The organism is Streptomyces hydrogenans (assembly GCF_014656075.1).
Lineage (GTDB): Bacteria > Actinomycetota > Actinomycetes > Streptomycetales > Streptomycetaceae > Streptomyces > Streptomyces hydrogenans.
Map to the genome: position 1 here is coordinate 30,249 of NZ_BNBS01000065.1, position 16,170 is coordinate 46,418.

General features: G+C 74.3%; 15 protein-coding genes. 3 read left to right on the forward strand and 12 right to left on the reverse strand.

Annotated elements, in window-relative coordinates; all coding sequences use genetic code 11:
• Positions 1 to 2: 2 nt before the first annotated feature.
• Together IE321_RS25110 and IE321_RS25115 are read left to right on the forward strand one after the other, a co-directional pair.
• Positions 3 to 2,774, forward strand: a complete 2,772-nt coding sequence (locus tag IE321_RS25110; RefSeq protein WP_190224621.1) for an ABC transporter permease subunit — start codon at positions 3 to 5, stop codon at positions 2,772 to 2,774.
• Positions 2,771 to 3,514: an ABC transporter ATP-binding protein gene (locus IE321_RS25115; protein ID WP_043220151.1), complete on the forward strand. Its 744-nt coding sequence runs from the start codon at positions 2,771 to 2,773 to the stop codon at positions 3,512 to 3,514. Before IE321_RS25110 ends, IE321_RS25115 begins: the two co-directional genes overlap by 4 nt.
• A 22-nt stretch (positions 3,515 to 3,536) precedes the next feature.
• On the opposite strand, the gene IE321_RS25120 is transcribed toward IE321_RS25115, so the two are convergent.
• From IE321_RS25120 to ectA, 9 genes are all read right to left on the reverse strand, one after another.
• Complete coding sequence (locus IE321_RS25120) at positions 3,537 to 4,103, reverse strand: type 1 glutamine amidotransferase domain-containing protein (protein WP_043220152.1); 567 nt, start codon at positions 4,101 to 4,103, stop codon at positions 3,537 to 3,539.
• A 122-nt stretch (positions 4,104 to 4,225) separates the two neighbouring features.
• Positions 4,226 to 5,020, reverse strand: coding sequence for an ectoine/hydroxyectoine ABC transporter ATP-binding protein EhuA (gene ehuA, locus IE321_RS25125; protein ID WP_190224622.1), 795 nt, complete (start codon positions 5,018 to 5,020; stop codon positions 4,226 to 4,228).
• The gene (gene ehuD / locus IE321_RS25130) at positions 5,010 to 5,645 is read right to left on the reverse strand and encodes an ectoine/hydroxyectoine ABC transporter permease subunit EhuD (protein ID WP_043220155.1); all 636 of its coding nucleotides are present in this window, start codon (positions 5,643 to 5,645) and stop codon (positions 5,010 to 5,012) included. The genes ehuA and ehuD overlap by 11 nt, the downstream gene beginning before the upstream one ends.
• On the reverse strand, positions 5,645 to 6,322 hold the full coding sequence (gene ehuC / locus IE321_RS25135; RefSeq protein ID WP_043220277.1) for an ectoine/hydroxyectoine ABC transporter permease subunit EhuC: 678 nt from the start codon (positions 6,320 to 6,322) through the stop codon (positions 5,645 to 5,647). Before ehuC ends, ehuD begins: the two co-directional genes overlap by 1 nt.
• 11 nt (positions 6,323 to 6,333) lie before the next feature.
• Positions 6,334 to 7,245: an ectoine/hydroxyectoine ABC transporter substrate-binding protein EhuB gene (ehuB, locus tag IE321_RS25140; RefSeq protein WP_043220156.1), complete on the reverse strand. Its 912-nt coding sequence runs from the start codon at positions 7,243 to 7,245 to the stop codon at positions 6,334 to 6,336.
• A 26-nt stretch (positions 7,246 to 7,271) separates the two neighbouring features.
• The gene (gene thpD / locus IE321_RS25145; protein WP_043220159.1) at positions 7,272 to 8,171 is read right to left on the reverse strand and encodes an ectoine hydroxylase; all 900 of its coding nucleotides are present in this window, start codon (positions 8,169 to 8,171) and stop codon (positions 7,272 to 7,274) included.
• A 44-nt stretch (positions 8,172 to 8,215) separates the two neighbouring features.
• Entirely contained in the window at positions 8,216 to 8,620 is a 405-nt protein-coding gene (locus IE321_RS25150) for an ectoine synthase (protein WP_043220161.1), read from the reverse strand.
• 35 nt (positions 8,621 to 8,655) lie between these two features.
• Positions 8,656 to 9,912: a diaminobutyrate--2-oxoglutarate transaminase gene (gene ectB / locus IE321_RS25155; protein WP_190224623.1), complete on the reverse strand. Its 1,257-nt coding sequence runs from the start codon at positions 9,910 to 9,912 to the stop codon at positions 8,656 to 8,658.
• Between the two features lie 46 nt (positions 9,913 to 9,958).
• Positions 9,959 to 10,507 carry a diaminobutyrate acetyltransferase gene (gene ectA / locus IE321_RS25160; RefSeq protein WP_190224624.1) on the reverse strand — a complete coding sequence of 183 codons (549 nt, stop codon included), beginning with the start codon at positions 10,505 to 10,507 and terminating at the stop codon, positions 9,959 to 9,961.
• Between the two features lie 374 nt (positions 10,508 to 10,881).
• Here ectA and IE321_RS25165 point away from each other — a divergent pair, with 374 nt between their 5' ends.
• On the forward strand, positions 10,882 to 12,231 hold the full coding sequence (locus IE321_RS25165; RefSeq protein ID WP_190224625.1) for a streptophobe family protein: 1,350 nt from the start codon (positions 10,882 to 10,884) through the stop codon (positions 12,229 to 12,231).
• 118 nt (positions 12,232 to 12,349) lie between these two features.
• Here the strand turns inward: IE321_RS25165 and IE321_RS25170 are convergent, their stop codons facing one another.
• The 3 genes from IE321_RS25170 to IE321_RS25180 all read right to left on the reverse strand — a co-directional run.
• Positions 12,350 to 13,345, reverse strand: a complete 996-nt coding sequence (locus IE321_RS25170) for a serine/threonine-protein kinase (protein WP_190224626.1) — start codon at positions 13,343 to 13,345, stop codon at positions 12,350 to 12,352.
• Positions 13,345 to 14,004, reverse strand: a complete 660-nt coding sequence (locus tag IE321_RS25175; protein ID WP_190224629.1) for a hypothetical protein — start codon at positions 14,002 to 14,004, stop codon at positions 13,345 to 13,347. The genes IE321_RS25170 and IE321_RS25175 overlap by 1 nt, the downstream gene beginning before the upstream one ends.
• A gap of 72 nt (positions 14,005 to 14,076) precedes the next feature.
• The coding region (locus tag IE321_RS25180) for an ATP-binding cassette domain-containing protein (RefSeq protein ID WP_190224627.1) at positions 14,077 to 16,170 on the reverse strand (2,094 nt) is incomplete at its 5' end.

Consider the following 16,170-nt stretch of genomic DNA (forward strand, 5'->3'; position numbering starts at 1 on the left):
ACGTGGGTGACCTGCTGGGCTTCGTCCTGAGCGGACTGGTCTCGGGCGCGCTCTACGCGCTGCTCGCGACCGGTCTCGTCCTCTCCTCCTCCGCCTCCGGGCTCTTCAACTTCGCGCACGGCGCCACCGCCTACCTGTGCGCGCTGGCCTTCTACGAACTCCACTCCGGCTTCGGCTGGCCGGCCGTCCCCACCGCACTGCTCCTGGTCCTCGCGGTGGCGCCCGGCCTCGGCTGGGCGCTGGACCGGCTGATGTTCAGAAAGCTCGCCAAGGTCGGCGAGACGGCGCAGATCGTCGCCACCATCGGCCTGCTCGTCGCGCTGCCCGCCGCCGGACGGTGGGCGGTCGAACTCCTGGAGCGGGCGGGCGCCCCCGTACTGCCCGCCGAGAACCAGTTCGGCCTGCCCGGCGTCGGCCCCAGCCCCGCCGTCTCCTGGCAGCCGCTCGACGGCGTGGGCATCGACTCCGACCAGCTCATCACCTGGATCGCCACCGCCCTCGCGGCGGTCGCCCTGTGGGTCCTGATGCGGCACACCCGGCTCGGCCTGCGGCTGCGCGCGGCGGTCGACGACCGCACCCTGACCGAGCTGCGGGGCATCAGCGCCGATCGGCTCTCCTCGATCGCCTGGATGCTGTCGTCCGGCCTCGCGGGCCTCGCCGGCGTCCTCGCGACCCCGCTCCTCGGGCTCTCCGCCCACGACTACACGCTGTTCCTGTTCGTCTCCGCCACGGCGGCGGTCCTCGGCCGCTTCCTCTCCGTGCCCCTCGCCTTCGCGGGCGGCCTCGGCCTCGGCGTCCTCCAGAACCTGGTCGCGGGATACGCGTCGTTCACCGACGACCTCACCGGCTTCCGCACGGCCGTCCCCTTCCTCATCCTCTTCGCCGGCCTCGTCGTCCTCACCCGGCGCGGGCGGGCCGCCGGCACGGCCGCCGCCGTCCCGCCGCCGGTCGACTACCTCGCCGGCCGGGGCCGGGGCCGTCGCCGGGGCGCGTGGGTGGTCGCGGCGGTCCTGCTCGGCGCCGCGTTCTACACCGTCACCACACCCTTCTGGAGCGGGATCCTGGCCCAGGGGCTCGCCATCGGGATCGTGTTCATGTCCTTCACCGTCGTCACCGGCCTGGGCGCCATGGTCTCGCTGGCCCAGGCGACGTTCGTCACCGCCGCGGCCCTGGTCGCCGGCCTGCTCATGAGCCACGGCTGGCCCTTCGCCGCCGCCGCGGCCGCCGGCACGGCGCTGGCGGCGCTGCTCGGCGCGGTCGCCGCGCTCGCCGCCCTCCGGCTCGGCGGCAGGGCCCTGGCCCTGGCCACCCTCGCCCTCGCCTTCCTGGCGGACCAGGTGCTCTTCCAGCTCGGTTGGCTGCGCAACGGCGACACCGGCTGGGAGATCCCCCGCCCCGTCGCCGGCCCGGTGGACCTCGGCGACGACCGCGCCCTGGGCCTCGCCCTGGTCCTGCTCAGCGCGCTCGCCGTCGCCGCCCTGACCTGGCTGCGCGGCTCCCGCTGGGGCCGGGCCATGCTCGCGGTCCGTTCGGCCCCCGAGGCGGCCGCCGCGTCCGGGGTGTCGGTCGTCCGCACGAAACTCCTGCTCTTCACCGTGTCGGCCGGCCTCGCGGGCTTCGGCGGAGTCCTCTACGCCTCCTACAACACCCGCGTCACCGCCACCGACTTCACCGCGATGACGGGCCTGGTGTGGCTGGCGGTCGTCGTCGCGGCGGGCGTCCGCAGACCACAGTTCGCGGTGGTCGCCGGGCTCGTCTTCGCCGTCGTGCCCCACCTGATGACGCAGTACGTGACCGAATCCGCCCATCTGCCGGTGATCCTCTTCGGCCTGGCGGGACTCGCGCTGGCCAACGACCCGGACGGCTACTGCGCCGCCCTGCCGTCGAGACGGGCGGCCCGCCGGGCGGCGACCGGGCCGGGGGAGCCGCAGGGCCCGTCCGCGAAGGGGGAGCCGGAGCCTAAGGCGGGACCGGTGCCGCGGGCGGAGCCCGTACCGGAACCGGGTCCGGAGCCGGGCGGCGTACCCTCGCCCCGCCCTCCCGCACCCGCCATCGGCGGCGGGCTCGCCGAGGCGGCGCCCGCGCTCGAACTGGGCGGAGTGCACGCGGGGTACGGCGGCGCGCCCGTCCTCCACGGCGTGGACCTCGTGGTGCGCGGCGGGGAGGCACTGGTGCTGCTCGGGCCCAACGGGGCCGGCAAGTCCACCCTCTGCCGGGTGGCGGCCGGACTGCTGCGCCCGGCGGCCGGGCTCGTCCGCGTACGGGGCGGGGACGCCACGCGCGACACGGCGGTCGCCCGGGCGCGCCGGGGCGTGCGGCTGGCCCCCGAGGGGCGCGGGATCTTCGCGGGCCTCTCGATCGACGAGAACCTGGCGCTCCAGCTGACGGAGCCGGACGACCGCGACGCGGTGTACGCGCGCTTCCCCGCGCTCGCCGCCCGCCGCACCGTCCTCGCCGGATCGCTGTCGGGCGGCGAGCAACAGCTCCTGGCCCTCGCCCCGCTGCTCCAGCGGCCGCCGGCCGTCCTCGTCGCCGACGAGCCGTCCCTCGGACTCGCCCCGCGCGTCGTCGACGAGGTCTTCGGCCTCCTCGCCGAACTCCGCTCCCACGGCACGGCGCTGCTCCTCGTCGAGGAGAAGGCCGCCGAGGTGCTCGGCATCGCCGACACCGTCGCCTACCTCGCACAGGGCGAGATCGCCTGGTCCGGTCCGCGCGCCGAGGTGGACCGGGACCGGCTCGCCGACGCCTACCTGGGAACGGGAGCCCGCCGATGAGCGCCCCTCTGCTCCACGCGAGCGGGATCGACGTCCGCTTCGGCGGCGTCCACGCCCTGCGCGGCGTCACCCTCGCCGTGCGCCCCGGTGAGGTCTGCGGCCTCATCGGGCCGAACGGCGCGGGCAAGACGACGCTCTTCGACGTGCTGTCGGGGATGCGGCGGCCGGACGCGGGCACGGTCGCGTACGACGGCGCGGACATCACCCGCAGGTCCCCCGTCTGGCGGGCCCGGCACGGGATGCGCCGCACCTTCCAGCGCCAGCAGCTCTTCGGCCAGCTGACCGTCGCGGACAACCTCGTCGTGGCGCGCGACTGGCGGGGCGGGACGCGGGCCGGGGCCCGGCACCGGGAGCGGGCCGCCGCCGTTCTCCACGACTGCGGCCTCGACGCGCTCGGCGGCGCGTACGCGGGCGGGCTGCCCGTCGGACAGGCCCGCATGGTCGAACTGGCCCGCGCGCTCGCCGACCCTCCCCGGGTGCTGCTCCTGGACGAGCCCGCCTCCGGGACGACCGCCGACGAGCGGCGGCGGCTCGCGGCCGTGATCCGCCGGACGGCCGAGGAGGAGGACTGCGCGGTGCTGCTCGTCGAGCACAACGTGGCCTTCGTGATGGAGCTGTGCTCCCGCGTCGTCGTGCTCGACCTGGGCCGGGTCCTCGCCGAGGGCACGCCCCGGGAGGTGCGCGCGGACCCGGCCGTGCGGGAGGCGTACCTCGGCGCCGGGGCGCCGCGGGAGGGCTGAGCGCCCGCCGTGACGGCGGTGGTCAGGCCGCCGCCGCGTCCCGGACGGCCTCGACGACCGCGGCCGAGAAGGCGTCGAGGTCGTCGGGCCTGCGGGAGGTGATCAGGGGGAACGGGCCGTCGGTGTCGACGACGACCTCCCGGTCGACCCAGCGGCCGCCGGCGCCGGAGAGGTCGGGCCGCATCGACGGGTAGGAGGTCAGCTCGCGGCCCGGCAGGAGGCCCGCGTCGGCCAGCAGCCAGGGGCCGTGACAGATCGAGGCCACCGGCTTGCCCGCCGCGGCGAACGCCGCCACGAGCCGCCGCGCGTCCTCGTCGGTGCGCAGGGTGTCGGCGTTGACGGTGCCACCGGGCACCACCACCGCGTCGAACCCCTCGGCCCCGACGTCCGCCAGACGCGCGTCCGGCCGGACCTCGGCGCCGGGCCGCCGGTCGGAGACCACGGTCTGTACCGGCTTCTCCTCCTGGGCGGCGACCGTGACCCGGGCACCCGCCTCGCGCAGCACGGCCACCGGATCGCGCAGCTCCCGCTCCTCCGTGCCGTAGTTCGTGGTCAGCACCAGGACGTGCCGTCCGTCCAGCCGCGACATGGCCGACTCCTTCCGTTCGGTGGCGTACGCCGTCGCCCCAGCGCCTCACCGCTCACCGCGGCCTCAAACCCGGACGTCACGCGAGGCCCTCGCCCCCGGGCCCCGCACCGGCCCGGCCGCCCTCAGCCGATCGACCGGAGGAACGCCCGGGTCCGCTCGTGCTCCGGGTCGTCGAGCAGCCGCTCCGGGGCATCGGACTCCAGCACGCGGCCCTCGTCGAACATGAGGATCCGGTGCGAGATGTCGCGGGCGAAGCCCATCTCGTGGGTGACGCAGAGCATCGTGATGTCGGTGCCGGCCGCCACGTCCCGCAGCACGTCCAGGACCTCCGCCACCAGCTCGGGGTCGAGCGCGGAGGTCACCTCGTCCAGGAGCAGCAGCTCCGGGCGCATCGCCAGGGCCCGGGCGATGGCGACGCGCTGCTGCTGGCCGCCGGAGAGCCGGGTGGGGTGCTCGTCCTCCTTCTCGGCGAGACCGACGAGTCCGAGGAGGTCCCGGGCGCGCGCGGCGGCCTCGTCGCCGTCGAGGCCCAGGACGTGCCGGGGCGCCTCCATGACGTTGGCGAGGACGCTCATGTGCGGGAAGAGGTTGAACTGCTGGAACACCATCCCGACGCGCCGGCGGCGCGGGGCCAGGTAGCGCTCGTCCGCCGGGACGAGCTTGTCGCCCGCGCGGCCCGACGGCATGTGGGAGTACGGCTCGCCGTCCACGTGGACGACGCCGTCCGTGACCCGCTCCAGCGTCATCAGCAGCCGCAGGATCGTCGTCTTCCCGGAGCCGCTCGGGCCGATCAGGGTCACCCGCTCGCCCGGCGCGACCGCCAGGTCGAGCCCGTCGAGGACTGTGTGGTCCCCGAACCGTTTCGTCACCCGGGCGAACCGCACCTTCTCCGGTCCGTGGTCGGTCTCAGTGGGCAAGGCGGGCCTCCAGTCGGCGGACGAGCACGGACGTCGGCCAGCTCGCCAGCAGGAAGACGGCGGCGGCCAGGGTGAAGCTCTCCAGATAGGCGAAGTGGGTGCTGCCGAAGGTGCTCGCCTCGTGGACCATCTCGTTCACCGTGATGACCGAGAGGAACGGCGTCTCCTTGAACATGGAAACCGCGTAGTTGCCGAGCGCCGGAAGCACCTTCCGCACGGCCTGCGGCAGCACCACGGCCCGCCACACCCGGCGGCGCGGCAGCGACAGCGCCGTGCACGCCTCCCACTGGCCCTTCGGCACGGCGTCGATGCCGGCGCGGTACACCTCGGAGAGGTACGTGGCGTAGTGCAGCCCCAGCACCAGCACCCCGAGCGTCAACGGGTCCAGGCCCGGCACCAGCACCCAGGCGGCGAACAGCTGCACCATCACCGGCGTCGAGCGCACGAACGAGGCCAGCGCCCCCACCGGCAGGGCGATCCACCGCGGCCCGGAGCGCTGGACCAGGGCGACGCCGAGCCCGGCGACCACCGCGACCGCGAAGCCGAGGACCGTCGCCAGCAGGGTCACGCCGAAGCCGGACAGCACGACGGGCAGCGCGGCCCGCGCCGCGTCCATGTCCCACATCACGCACCACCGCCCACGACGCCGAGCCGGGCCTTCGCCCGGCGCTCCAGCGCGTTCATCCCCGCCCCGAGGAGCGCGGCGACGGCGAAGTACACCAGGAGCAGCAGCAGATAGGCGGCGGCCGTCCCGCCGGTAGCGGCCCGCAACTGGTCGATCTGGAAGGTGAGGTCGGTGACCGTCACCAGGGACAGCAGTGGGGTCGCCTTGAGCAGCTGGATCAGCAGGTTCTTGAACGGCGGGACCATCAGGGCGTACGCCTGCGGCAGCACGATCCTGCGCAGGCGCAGCCCGGGCCCCATGCCCAGCGCGATCGCCGCCTCCGTCTGGGCGGCGGGCACGGCCGCGATCGAGCCCCGCACCACCTCCGCGCCGTACGCCCCGTAGTTGAGCCCGAAGGCGAGCACCCCGCAGGCCATCGGCTCCAGCCGGAAGCCGAGCATCGGCAGCGCGAAGAAGAGCCAGAACAGCTGGACGTAGAGCGAGGTGCCGCGCAGGAACTCCACGACGACGCGGGCCGCGCCGCGCACCACGACGGCCCGGGAGCGGGCGGCCAGGCCCAGGCCGAAGGCGACGAGCAGCGCGAGGGCCGCGCCGAGCACCGTCGCCTCCAGGGTCACCAGGAGGCCCTGGCCGATGCTCGGCAGCGCCCGGCCCAGCTCGGAGAGGAACACGGCCATGCCGGAGCCGGTCATCCCGCGCACAGCTCCGCGGTGCGCAGGGTGCGCGGTGGCACCTCGCGCTCGGTGAAGCCGTACTTCCCGATCAGCCCCACGTACCGCCCGGGGTCACCGGTGATCCGCGCCAGCTCGTCGTCGAACGCCTCCCGCAGCGAGACGGCGCCGGTGCGGAAGACGGCGCCGCCGGGGCTGTACTGCTTCACCCCGTCGATCACCGGCACGAACGGCTCCAGGACCTCCACGGCGGCGCTCCCGTTGGTGCGGGCGAGCCAGCGCAGCGAGATGCCGGTGAGCGCGAAGGCGTCGATCCGTCCGGCGAGCAGCGCGTCGAGTCCGTCCTGCTGCTTGCCGACGGACACCACGGCCCCGTCCCGGACGCCCGCGGCCTTCGCGTAGCCGCCCTCGACGGCGGCGGTCAGGACGCCGACCCGGACGCCCTTCGCCGCGCAGGACGCCAGGTCGCTCAGGCCCTTCGGGTTGCCCTCGCGGACCATGAGCGCGGTGGGGGAGACGAACTCCGGCTCGGAGAAGGCGACCTTGGCGCAGCGCTCGGGGGTGATGGCCATGCCGGCGCTCACCACGTCGAACCGTCCGGCGAGCAGCCCGGGGATGAGGGCGCCGAACTCGGTGAGGGTGGGCCGGAGTTCGGGGATGCCGAGGGCGGTGAAGATCTCCCGGTGGAGGGTGGGCGCCTCCCCGGCGAGTTCGCCGCCGTCCTGGAAGCCGTACGGTGCCTCGCCGGCGAAGCCCACCCGGACGTGGCCCCGCTTCCGCAGCGCCGTCAGCAGGTCCGCGTCGCCGCCCGGGGCTCCGGTGCCGGGCTCCGTGCGGCTGCACGCGACGAGGGGCGCGGAGACGGTGAGCAGCCCGCCGAGAACGGCGGCGCGGGACAGCAGGTTTCTGCGGGAGAGGTGCGTCGTCATGTGCGTCCTTTCGCGGGGGCCGGTGCTCAGCCGAGGGGCGTGGTGTCCCGGGCGGCGATGTAGGAGGGGCGGCGGACGGGGGCGGCGAAGGGCAGCTCCGGCGCGTTCTCCACGCTGTTGAAGACGAGGAAGACGTTGCTGCGGGGGAAGGGGGTGATGTTGTCGCCCGAACCGTGCAGCGCGTTGCAGTCGAACCAGACGGCCGACCCGGCGTCGCCGGTGAAGTGCTCGATCCCGCAGGCCTCGGCGAAGGTCGTCAGCGCCTTGTGCGAGGGGGTGCCGGCGTCCTGCATCCGCAGCGACTGCTTGTAGTTGTCCTTCGGGGTCTCGCCGGCGCAGCCGAGGAAGGTGCGGTGCGAACCCGGCATGATCATCAGGCTGCCGTTGGTGGTGAAGTTCGGGGTCAGCGCGATCGACACCGAGACGGCCCGCATCAGCGGCAGCCCGTCCTCGGCGTGCCAGGTCTCGAAGTCCGAGTGCCAGTAGAAGCCGCTGGCGCCGAAGCCGGGCTTCACGTTGATCCGCGACTGGTGGAGGTAGACGTCGGAGCCGAGGATCTGGCGGGCCCGGTCCACGAGCCGGGGGTCGCCCGCGAGCCGGGCGAAGACCTCGCTGATCCGGTGCACCTCGAAGACGGAGCGGATCTCCCGGGAGCGGGGTTCGACGATCGCCCGGGCGTCCTCGCGGATCTTCGGATCGGCCACCAACCGGTCCAGCTCCGCGCGGAGTTCGACGACCTCCTCGGGGGTGACGAGGGCGTCGACGGCGAAGAAGCCGTTGCGCTCGTAGTCCTCCAGCTCGCGCGGCCAGAACGGCCCCGGCGTGCCGGGCTCGGACCAGACGACGGGCTCCTTGCGGTAGACGAGGGCCTCCTCGGTGCCGCGGGTGGGGTACGGGTCGACGGGGCGGGCGGGGGCGGTGGTCATCGCGTGCTGGCCTTTCTCGTACGTACGGGGGAGGGGCGGGGCGGTCAGGCGCCCTCGGGCTCGGTGAGCAGCGGGTACACGCCGTTCTCGTCGTGGTCCTCGCGGCCGGTGACCGGCGGGTTGAAGACGCACAGGCAGCGGAAGTCCTCCTTGACCCGGAGGGTGTGCCGCTCGTGGCCGTCGAGGAGGTACATCGTCCCGGGGGTGATCGTGTACGTCGTCCCGGTCTCGTGGTCGGTGAGTTCGGCCTCGCCCGCCGTGCAGACGACGGCCTCGACGTGGTTCGCGTACCACATGGCGGTCTCCGTCCCGGCGTACAGGACGGTCTCGTGGAGGGAGAAGCCGACGCGCTCGCGGGCGAGGACGATGCGCTTGCTCTCCCAGGTGCCGGAGGCGGACTTCACGTGCCGCTCGGTGTTCTCCAGCTCCGCGAAGGTGCGGACGATCATGGCGGTGGCCTTTCCGTGCGGTGAGTCGGGTGGTCTCAGGCGGTGTGGCGGACGGCGCGGGCGAGGATGCCGAGGCCCTCGTCCAGCTCGTCGTCGGTGACGGTCAGCGGCGGCAGCAGCTTGACGACCTCGTCGCGCGGCCCCGACGTCTCGACGAGCAGGCCCAGTTCGAAGGCGCGCCGGCAGACCGCCGCGGCCCGCTCCCCGTCCTCGAACTCCAGGCCCCACACGAGCCCCCGGCCGCGCGGCGCGGCCTCCGTGCCGAGTTCGGCCAGCGCCGCCTCGACGGTGGCGGCCCGCCGCAGGGTGCGGTCGCGGAGCGTGCCGTCCCGCCAGTACGTCTCCAGGGCGGCGGTCGCGGTGACGAAGGCCGGGTTGTTGCCGCGGAAGGTGCCGTTGTGCTCGCCGGGCCGCCACATGTCGAGCTCGTCGCGGAACAGGCAGAGGGACATCGGAAGTCCGTAGCCGCTGATCGACTTGGAGAGGGTGACGATGTCCGGGGTGATGCCGGCCTCCTCGAAGGAGAAGAAGTCACCGGTGCGGCCGCAGCCCATCTGGATGTCGTCGACGATCAGCAGCATGTCGCGGCGGCGGCAGAGGTCGGCGAGACCGCGCAGCCACTCGGCGCGGGCCACGTTCACGCCGCCCTCGCCCTGGACGGTCTCGACGATCACGGCCGCGGGGTGGTCGAGACCGGAGCCGGAGTCTTCGAGCAGCCGCTCGAACCAGAGGAAGTCCGGCGTCACGCCGCCGAGGTAGTGGTCGAACGGCATCTGGGTGGTGTGGGTCAGCGGCACGCCCGCCCCGGCGCGTTTGCCGGCGTTGCCGGTGAGCGCGAGGGAACCGAGGGACATGCCGTGGAAGGCGTTCGTGAAGGAGACGACCGTCTTGCGGCCGGTGACCTTGCGGGCCAGCTTCAGCGCCGCCTCGACGGCGTTGGTGCCGGTCGGGCCCGGGAACATCACCTTGTAGGGCAGGCCGCGGGGTTCGAGGACCGCCGAGCGGAAGGTCTCCAGGAACCGCCGCTTCGCCGTCGTCGACATGTCGAGGCCGTGGGTGATGCCGTCGCTCCCGAGGTAGTCGAGGAGCGGGCGCTTCAGCGCGGGGTTGTTGTGGCCGTAGTTGAGGGACCCGGCGCCGGCGAAGAAGTCGAGGAAGGGACGGCCGTGCTCGTCGAAGAGGCGGCTGCCCGTGGCGCGTTCGAAGACGGTGGGCCAGGCACGGCAGTAGCTGCGCACCTCCGACTCGACGGTCTCGAAGACGGTGGGTTCGGTATCGGCGATGAGCGTCATGCGGGACTCCAGTACGTGGGAGAGGGGGGAGCGGCGGACGGTCGCTTCAGAACGCCAGCGGCGCGATGCGGTGCAGCACCTCGGACTCGTGCCCGGGGGACGGGAACGCGGCGGCGGGGAAGAGGACCGTCCGGCTCACGCGTGCCCCGTGCCGGCGGGCGTACGCGCTGAACAGGCGCTCGGAAGCGAGGTTGTCCGGTGTGATGGTCGTCTCCACGGCGTTCAGCGCGTGGGTGTCGGCGACCCGCTCCGAGAGGTGGTCGAGGAGCGCCCCGGCGACCCCCTGCCCCCGGTGCCCGGCATCGACGGCCACCTGCCAGACCAGCAGAGTCCCCGGCGCGTCGGGCCGGAGGTAGCCGGTCACGAAGCCCACCGGCCGGCCGGCCGCGTCGCGGGCGACGGCGGAGGTGTCGGCGAAGTCCCGGCACCACAGGAGGTAGCTGTAGGAGGAGTTGACGTCGAGCGTCTCGGACTCCCGTGCCAGCCGCCAGAGTTGGGCGCCATCGCCGACCCGCGGCCGTCCGATGGTCCATCCCCGAGCAGAGACCGGCGCTTCGTCCCGGACACGTTCCGGTGCTGTGTGAGCTGTGGTCATGGGCGCCGAAGTTACCCAGCGCAGCCGTGAACTTCCTTGGCCGGCGGGGTTTCACGGGAGCGTGATCCGTGTTATGGCCCGACGGTCATGCATCGGAGACCGGACGATCACCTCACATTTTCAGGGGTGTGAAAAGTTGGAAAGCGGTGCAAAACCTTCGTTCATAACGACGACGTAACACCTTCCGACCGTCTCACGCCGATGCCGGAGCGTTACCTCATCGACAGCCGACACCCCGTTTGGCGGAGCCGAATCCGGTTAGGGATGCCTCGTATGGGCCCGCGTTCACACAGCGTCACCAGAGGCGCGGCGCTCCCTCGCAGGCCCTCCGGACGGACCGCACCCGCAGGCGGAGCCGCCCGGCCCGGACTAGCGTGGTCAGGGTGAGCACCAGGCTCCCCCACACCCCGCCCCCCGCCACCGGCCCGGGCGCCCCCGGCGACGCCCCCGCCCCGGCGGGGCTCCGCATCGCCGGCCAGGCCCTCGCCGCCGTCGTCGCGGGCTACGTCGCCATGGGCGTCACCGCCGCCCTCGGCCTCTGGGCCGCCGGCGCGTCCGACCTCCCCGGCGGATTCGCCGCCGTCCTCGCCGCGGTCGTCGTCATGGCCGCCGGCGGACAGGTCGAGATCGTCGGCTCCGCCGGCTCCCTCGCCGGCGCCCAGGGCGAACTCACCGCCATGCCCCTCACCGTCACCCTCGTCGGCGCGCTCGTCACCGGCGCCGTCTTCCTCCGCCCGCTGCGCCACCACGCCGTCGCCAGGACCGGCGACCTCGCGGAGCGCGCCGCGGCCGTCACGGTCCTGTGGCTGGCCGGGCTCGCCGGGCTCAGCGCCGCCGCCCGCCACGACTTCCCCCTCGACCTCGGCGTCGGCGACTCCCAGGAACCCCTCGCCGACCTCTTCGGCGAACTCATCGACGCGGCCGATCCCAGCGTCGGTTTCCGCACCCTCGTCGGCCCCACCCTCGGCTACGGCCTCCTGTGGATCCTCGGCGTCCTCCTCGTCGCCCTCCTCGTCTCCCGCCGCAGCCCCCTCCCCGCGCGCCTGCTGCGCCACCAGGAGGCCGTACGCCCCGCCGCCTCGGCGATGCTCCTGCTGCTCCTCGCGTACGTGGCCCTCGGCCTCGTCGTCGGCCTGGTCGTCGCCGCCACCAAGGGCCACGCCGCCGAGACCTTCGCCGTCCTCCTCCTGGGCCTGCCCAACGTCAGCTGGCTCGCCCTCGGCGTGGGCATCGGCGGCTCCTGGGAGGGCACGGTCGACGGCCCCTTCGGCCTGCCCATGCCGCAGGTCCTCGACGCCGTCCTGCGACAGGGCGGCGACGGCACCGACCTGTCCACCGTGGACCTCCCCTCGCTCGCCGCCCAGGACGCGCGCGCCTGGTGGCTGCTGCCCATCGCCGCCGTCCTCGTCCTCGGCGCCGCCTTCGTCGCCGCCGTACGCTCCCCGGCCCACGTCCGGCCCTGGCAGCACGCCCTGCACTGCGGCGTCGCCTTCGCCCTGACGATGCTCGCCGTCGCGCCCCTGACCCTCGTCGAGGCCCGCTTCGGCCTCTCGGTCCTCGGCATCGGCGACCTCGCGGGCCTCGGCGGCGAGGTCGTGCTCCGCCCCCAGGTCTGGCGCACCGCCGGCTTCGCGCTCCTCGCCGGCCTCGTCACCGGCTTCCTGGCCGGCATGCTCGCCACCGGCGTCCGGCACAGGGGCCAGGTCCCGCCGGGCGGCGGCTGAGCGGTCCGGAACACGGATCCGCGCCCCTCACGACCGCCGGAACACCGGACCCCGCCCTCACGACCGCCGGAACGTCGACCCGTCCCCCTCACGAGCGTCGGAACACCGGACCCCGCCCTCACAACCGACGGAACACCGGCCGTGCCCACGCCGGGGGTTGCGGCGGCGGGCTCGGCGCACGGGGGCCCGGCCCGCTCGACCACTCCGGGTCGCCGCCCGGGGCGGACGCGAGGGCCGCCCGCAGCTCCGTGACGAACTCCAGGCACGTGCGGTACCGCTCCTCGGGCGTCTTGGCCAGCGCCCGCGCGAACACCGCGTCCGCCCCCTCCGGCAGGCCCGGCCGGTGCTCGGCCAGCGGTGGCGGAGGGTCGTACTGCTGGGCCCACAGCACCGCCCAGTCGGTCTCCCGGCGGAACGGCGGCACCCCGGTCAGCGTCTCGAAGACCACGCACGCCAGGCTGTACACGTCACAGCGCCCGTCCACCGGCTTCCCCGAGATCTGCTCGGGCGCCACGTAGTCGAGCGTGCCGACGAACTCGCCCACCGTCGTGAACCCGGTCAGCGACAGCGACTTCTTCGTCAGCCCGAAGTCGGTCAGGTAGACGTGCTCCGGATGGTCCCGGTCGGTGCCCTCCGCGACCAGGATGTTCCCCGGCTTCACGTCCCGGTGCACCAGGTCGTGGGCGTGCGCCGCGTCCAGCGCCGACGCGACCTGCGCCGCGATCCGGCCCGCCGTCGCCGGCGGCAGCGGACCCTCCCGCGCCAGCAGCGCCACCAGGTCCTGCCCGGCCACGTACCGCATCGCGATGTACAGGACCCCCTCCGTCTCGCCCGCCTCGAAGACCGGCACGATGTGCGGGTGGTCGATGGAGGCGGCCACCCGTGACTCGTGCGCGAACCGCCTCCGGAAGGTGTCGTTGCGGGCCAGCTCCGGCGCGAGCAGCTTCAGCGCGACCGTCCGGTCCAGCCGCAGGTCCCGCGCCCGGTAGACGACGGCCATCCCGCCGCGCCCGATCTCGGCCTCCACGCGGTAGCCCGCGATCTCCTTGCCGGCCAGCCCCGACGGCCGGCCCGCCGGGAAGCCGGTGTCCCCGGCCCCGCCCGCGCCCGCCATCAGCGCTCGTCCTCCGCGTCAGGAGGCCGGTCCACGACCCGCGTGGGCGGCGGCGCGGCCGCCTGATCCACCTGGGGCACGACCTGCGTCGGCTCGTACGCGACGGGCGAGGGCTCCGCCTCCGGTACGGGTTCCGCGGCCGAGGGCTCCTGGGCGGTCCGGGAGGGCCCGGCGGAGGCCGCGTACGTCGCCAGGCCCACCCCGTCGCAGAACACCCAGCGCTCGTGCTCCGCGTCGTACAGCCACACCGACTCCCCGTCGACGACCATCCCGACCCGCAGGCCGCGCGTCCGCCGCCGGAACACCTCCCCGTCCGCCCGCCCCGCCGTCAGCTCCTCCACGGCCCGCCGGTACCGGCCCAGCGCGTCCTCGGCGCGCGCGATCAGCGGCCGGGGATCGGCCGTGCGGGCGAGCGCCGGGCCGGCCGCCGGCGGGTCGTCGGGGACGGTCACCAGGAGCCGCGCGTCCACCCACGCCGACCAGCCGTTGGAGCAGAGCACCCGCCCCCAGTCGCCGGTCCGTTCCGTGAGCCGCACCGGCAGGAAGGCGTCCAGCGGCACCGTCGGATAGCCCGGATCGGGCGTCTGCCAGGCGGGCAGCCCCCCGCGCGGGACGACGTGGGTGGGGCTGAAGTCGAGATCGGATCCAGGATCCCGGATCCCGGATCCGGAGCCGGGCCCGAAGGCCGCGCCGGGGTCGGGGACGCTCACGGCCTCACCTCCTGATCGCCGTCACCGGCGCATCACGACGGGTTCGTGACGGCGCAGCAGCCGGGACACGGCGATGCCGAGGGCCAGACAGAGCACCACCAGCATGCCCATGTCGAAGAGCCAGGCCGTCACCGTGTGGTCCATCAGCGGATCGGCGGTCTTCTCGCTCGGCGCCACCGTCCCGATGTCGATCGTCGCACCCATCGCCGCGAACGCCCACCGCGACGGCACCAGCCAGGCCAGCTGCTCCAGGACCGGCGTGCCCCGCACGTTCAGCAGCGCGCCGCAGAACACCACCTGGACGATGGCGAGGAGGACGAGCAGGGGCATCGTCACCTCCTCCTTGCGGACCAGCGCCGACACCAGCAGCCCGAGCATCATCGCGGTGAAGGCGAGGAGGGCGACCGCGAGCGTGATCTCGACGAGCGCGGGCATCAGCACGCCCTTGCCGTCGGGCACGTTGAGCGGCACGCCGACCAGGGCGACCAGGGTCAGCACCACCGCCTGCACGACCGTGACCGTGCCGAGGACGACGACCTTGGAGGCGAGATAGGCGGAGCGGGACAGGCCGACGGCTCTCTCCCGGCGGTAGATCGACCGCTCCTTCACCAGCTCGCGGACGGCGTTCGCCGCGCCGGTCAGGACGCCGCCGACACAGAGGATGAGCAGCACGTTCAGGGTGGACTCGGGGTTGAGGCTGCCCTCGGACAGGGCCCGGGCCATGGCGCCCATGACGAACGGCAGCGCGACCATGATCGCCAGGAAGGTGCGGTCGGCGGCGAGCGCCGCCGTGTAGCGCCGCACCAGCGTCCGCAGCTGGCCGCCCCAGCTCTGCGCCTTCGGCGGCGGGGCGGGCGCGCCCGAGGGCGCCTCGGAGGCCCCGGCGCCGCCGGGCACGGGGGCGTACGGCCGGACCGTCGCGTCCTCGATGTACCGCCGGTGGAAGCGCGAGCCCCGGTACTGCCCCGCCCAGTCCCGCTCCCGCTCCGTCTCGAACGCCTCGAACGCCTCCGGCCACTGGTCGAAGCCGAAGAACGACAGGGTGTCGCCGGGCGGCCCGTAGTAGGCCACCCGGCCGCCCGGGGCGAGCACCAGGAGCCGGTCGCACACGTCGAGGCTGAGCACGCTGTGGGTGACCACGACGACCGTGCGCCCGTCGTCGGCGAGACCGCGCAGCATGTGCATCACCGAGCGGTCCATGCCGGGGTCGAGCCCGGAGGTCGGCTCGTCGAGGAAGAGCAGCGACGGCTTGGTCAGCAGCTCCAGGGCGACGCTCACCCGCTTGCGCTGCCCGCCGGAGAGGCTGTGGATCGGCTGGTCGGCCCGCTCCGTGAGCCCCAGTTCGCCGATCACCTCCTCCACGCGCGCGTGGCGCTCGGCGGGCGCCGTGTCCCCGGGGAAGCGCAGCTCGGCCGCGTACGCGAGGGCGCGCCGGACGGTCAGCTGGAGGTGCAGGATGTCGTCCTGCGGGACGAGCCCGATGCGCTGGCGCAGCTCGGCGTAGTCCCGGTAGAGGTCGCGACCGTCGTAGAGGACCGTGCCCCGGTCGGCGGGCCGCTGCCCGGTGAGCGCGCCCAGCAGCGTCGACTTGCCCGCCCCGGACGGCCCGACGACGGCGAGCAGCGTCTTCTCGCCGACCGGGAACGACACCTCGTCCAGCAGGGTCTTCCGGCCGTGGTCGACGGTGACGGCCAGCTCCTGCACGTCGAGCGAGATCTCGCCGGTGTCCGTGAACTCGACCAGCTGCCCGCCGGCCAGGCAGAAGGCGCTGCGCCCGATGCCGACGATGTCGGCGGCCGTGACCCGGACCGGTTCGACGACGGGACGTCCGTTGAGGAAGGTGCCGTTGTGGCTGCCCAGGTCGTGGATCCAGTAGGTCCCGTCGGGCCGGGCGAGGAGTTCCGCGTGGTGCCGGGAGACCACCAGATCGGCGACGACGACGTCGTTGTCCGGCGCCCGCCCGATCCGCACGGTGTGCTCCGGCAGCGGACGGATCGCCGTCGGCCGCCGGAAGGTCCCCGTGGCCCCCGGCCGCGAGACCCCCGCGGGCCGGGGCGTCCCCGCCGCGGGCCCGGCTTCCCGCGCCGCGTGCGCGGGTGCCGGCTCCGCGGGCGG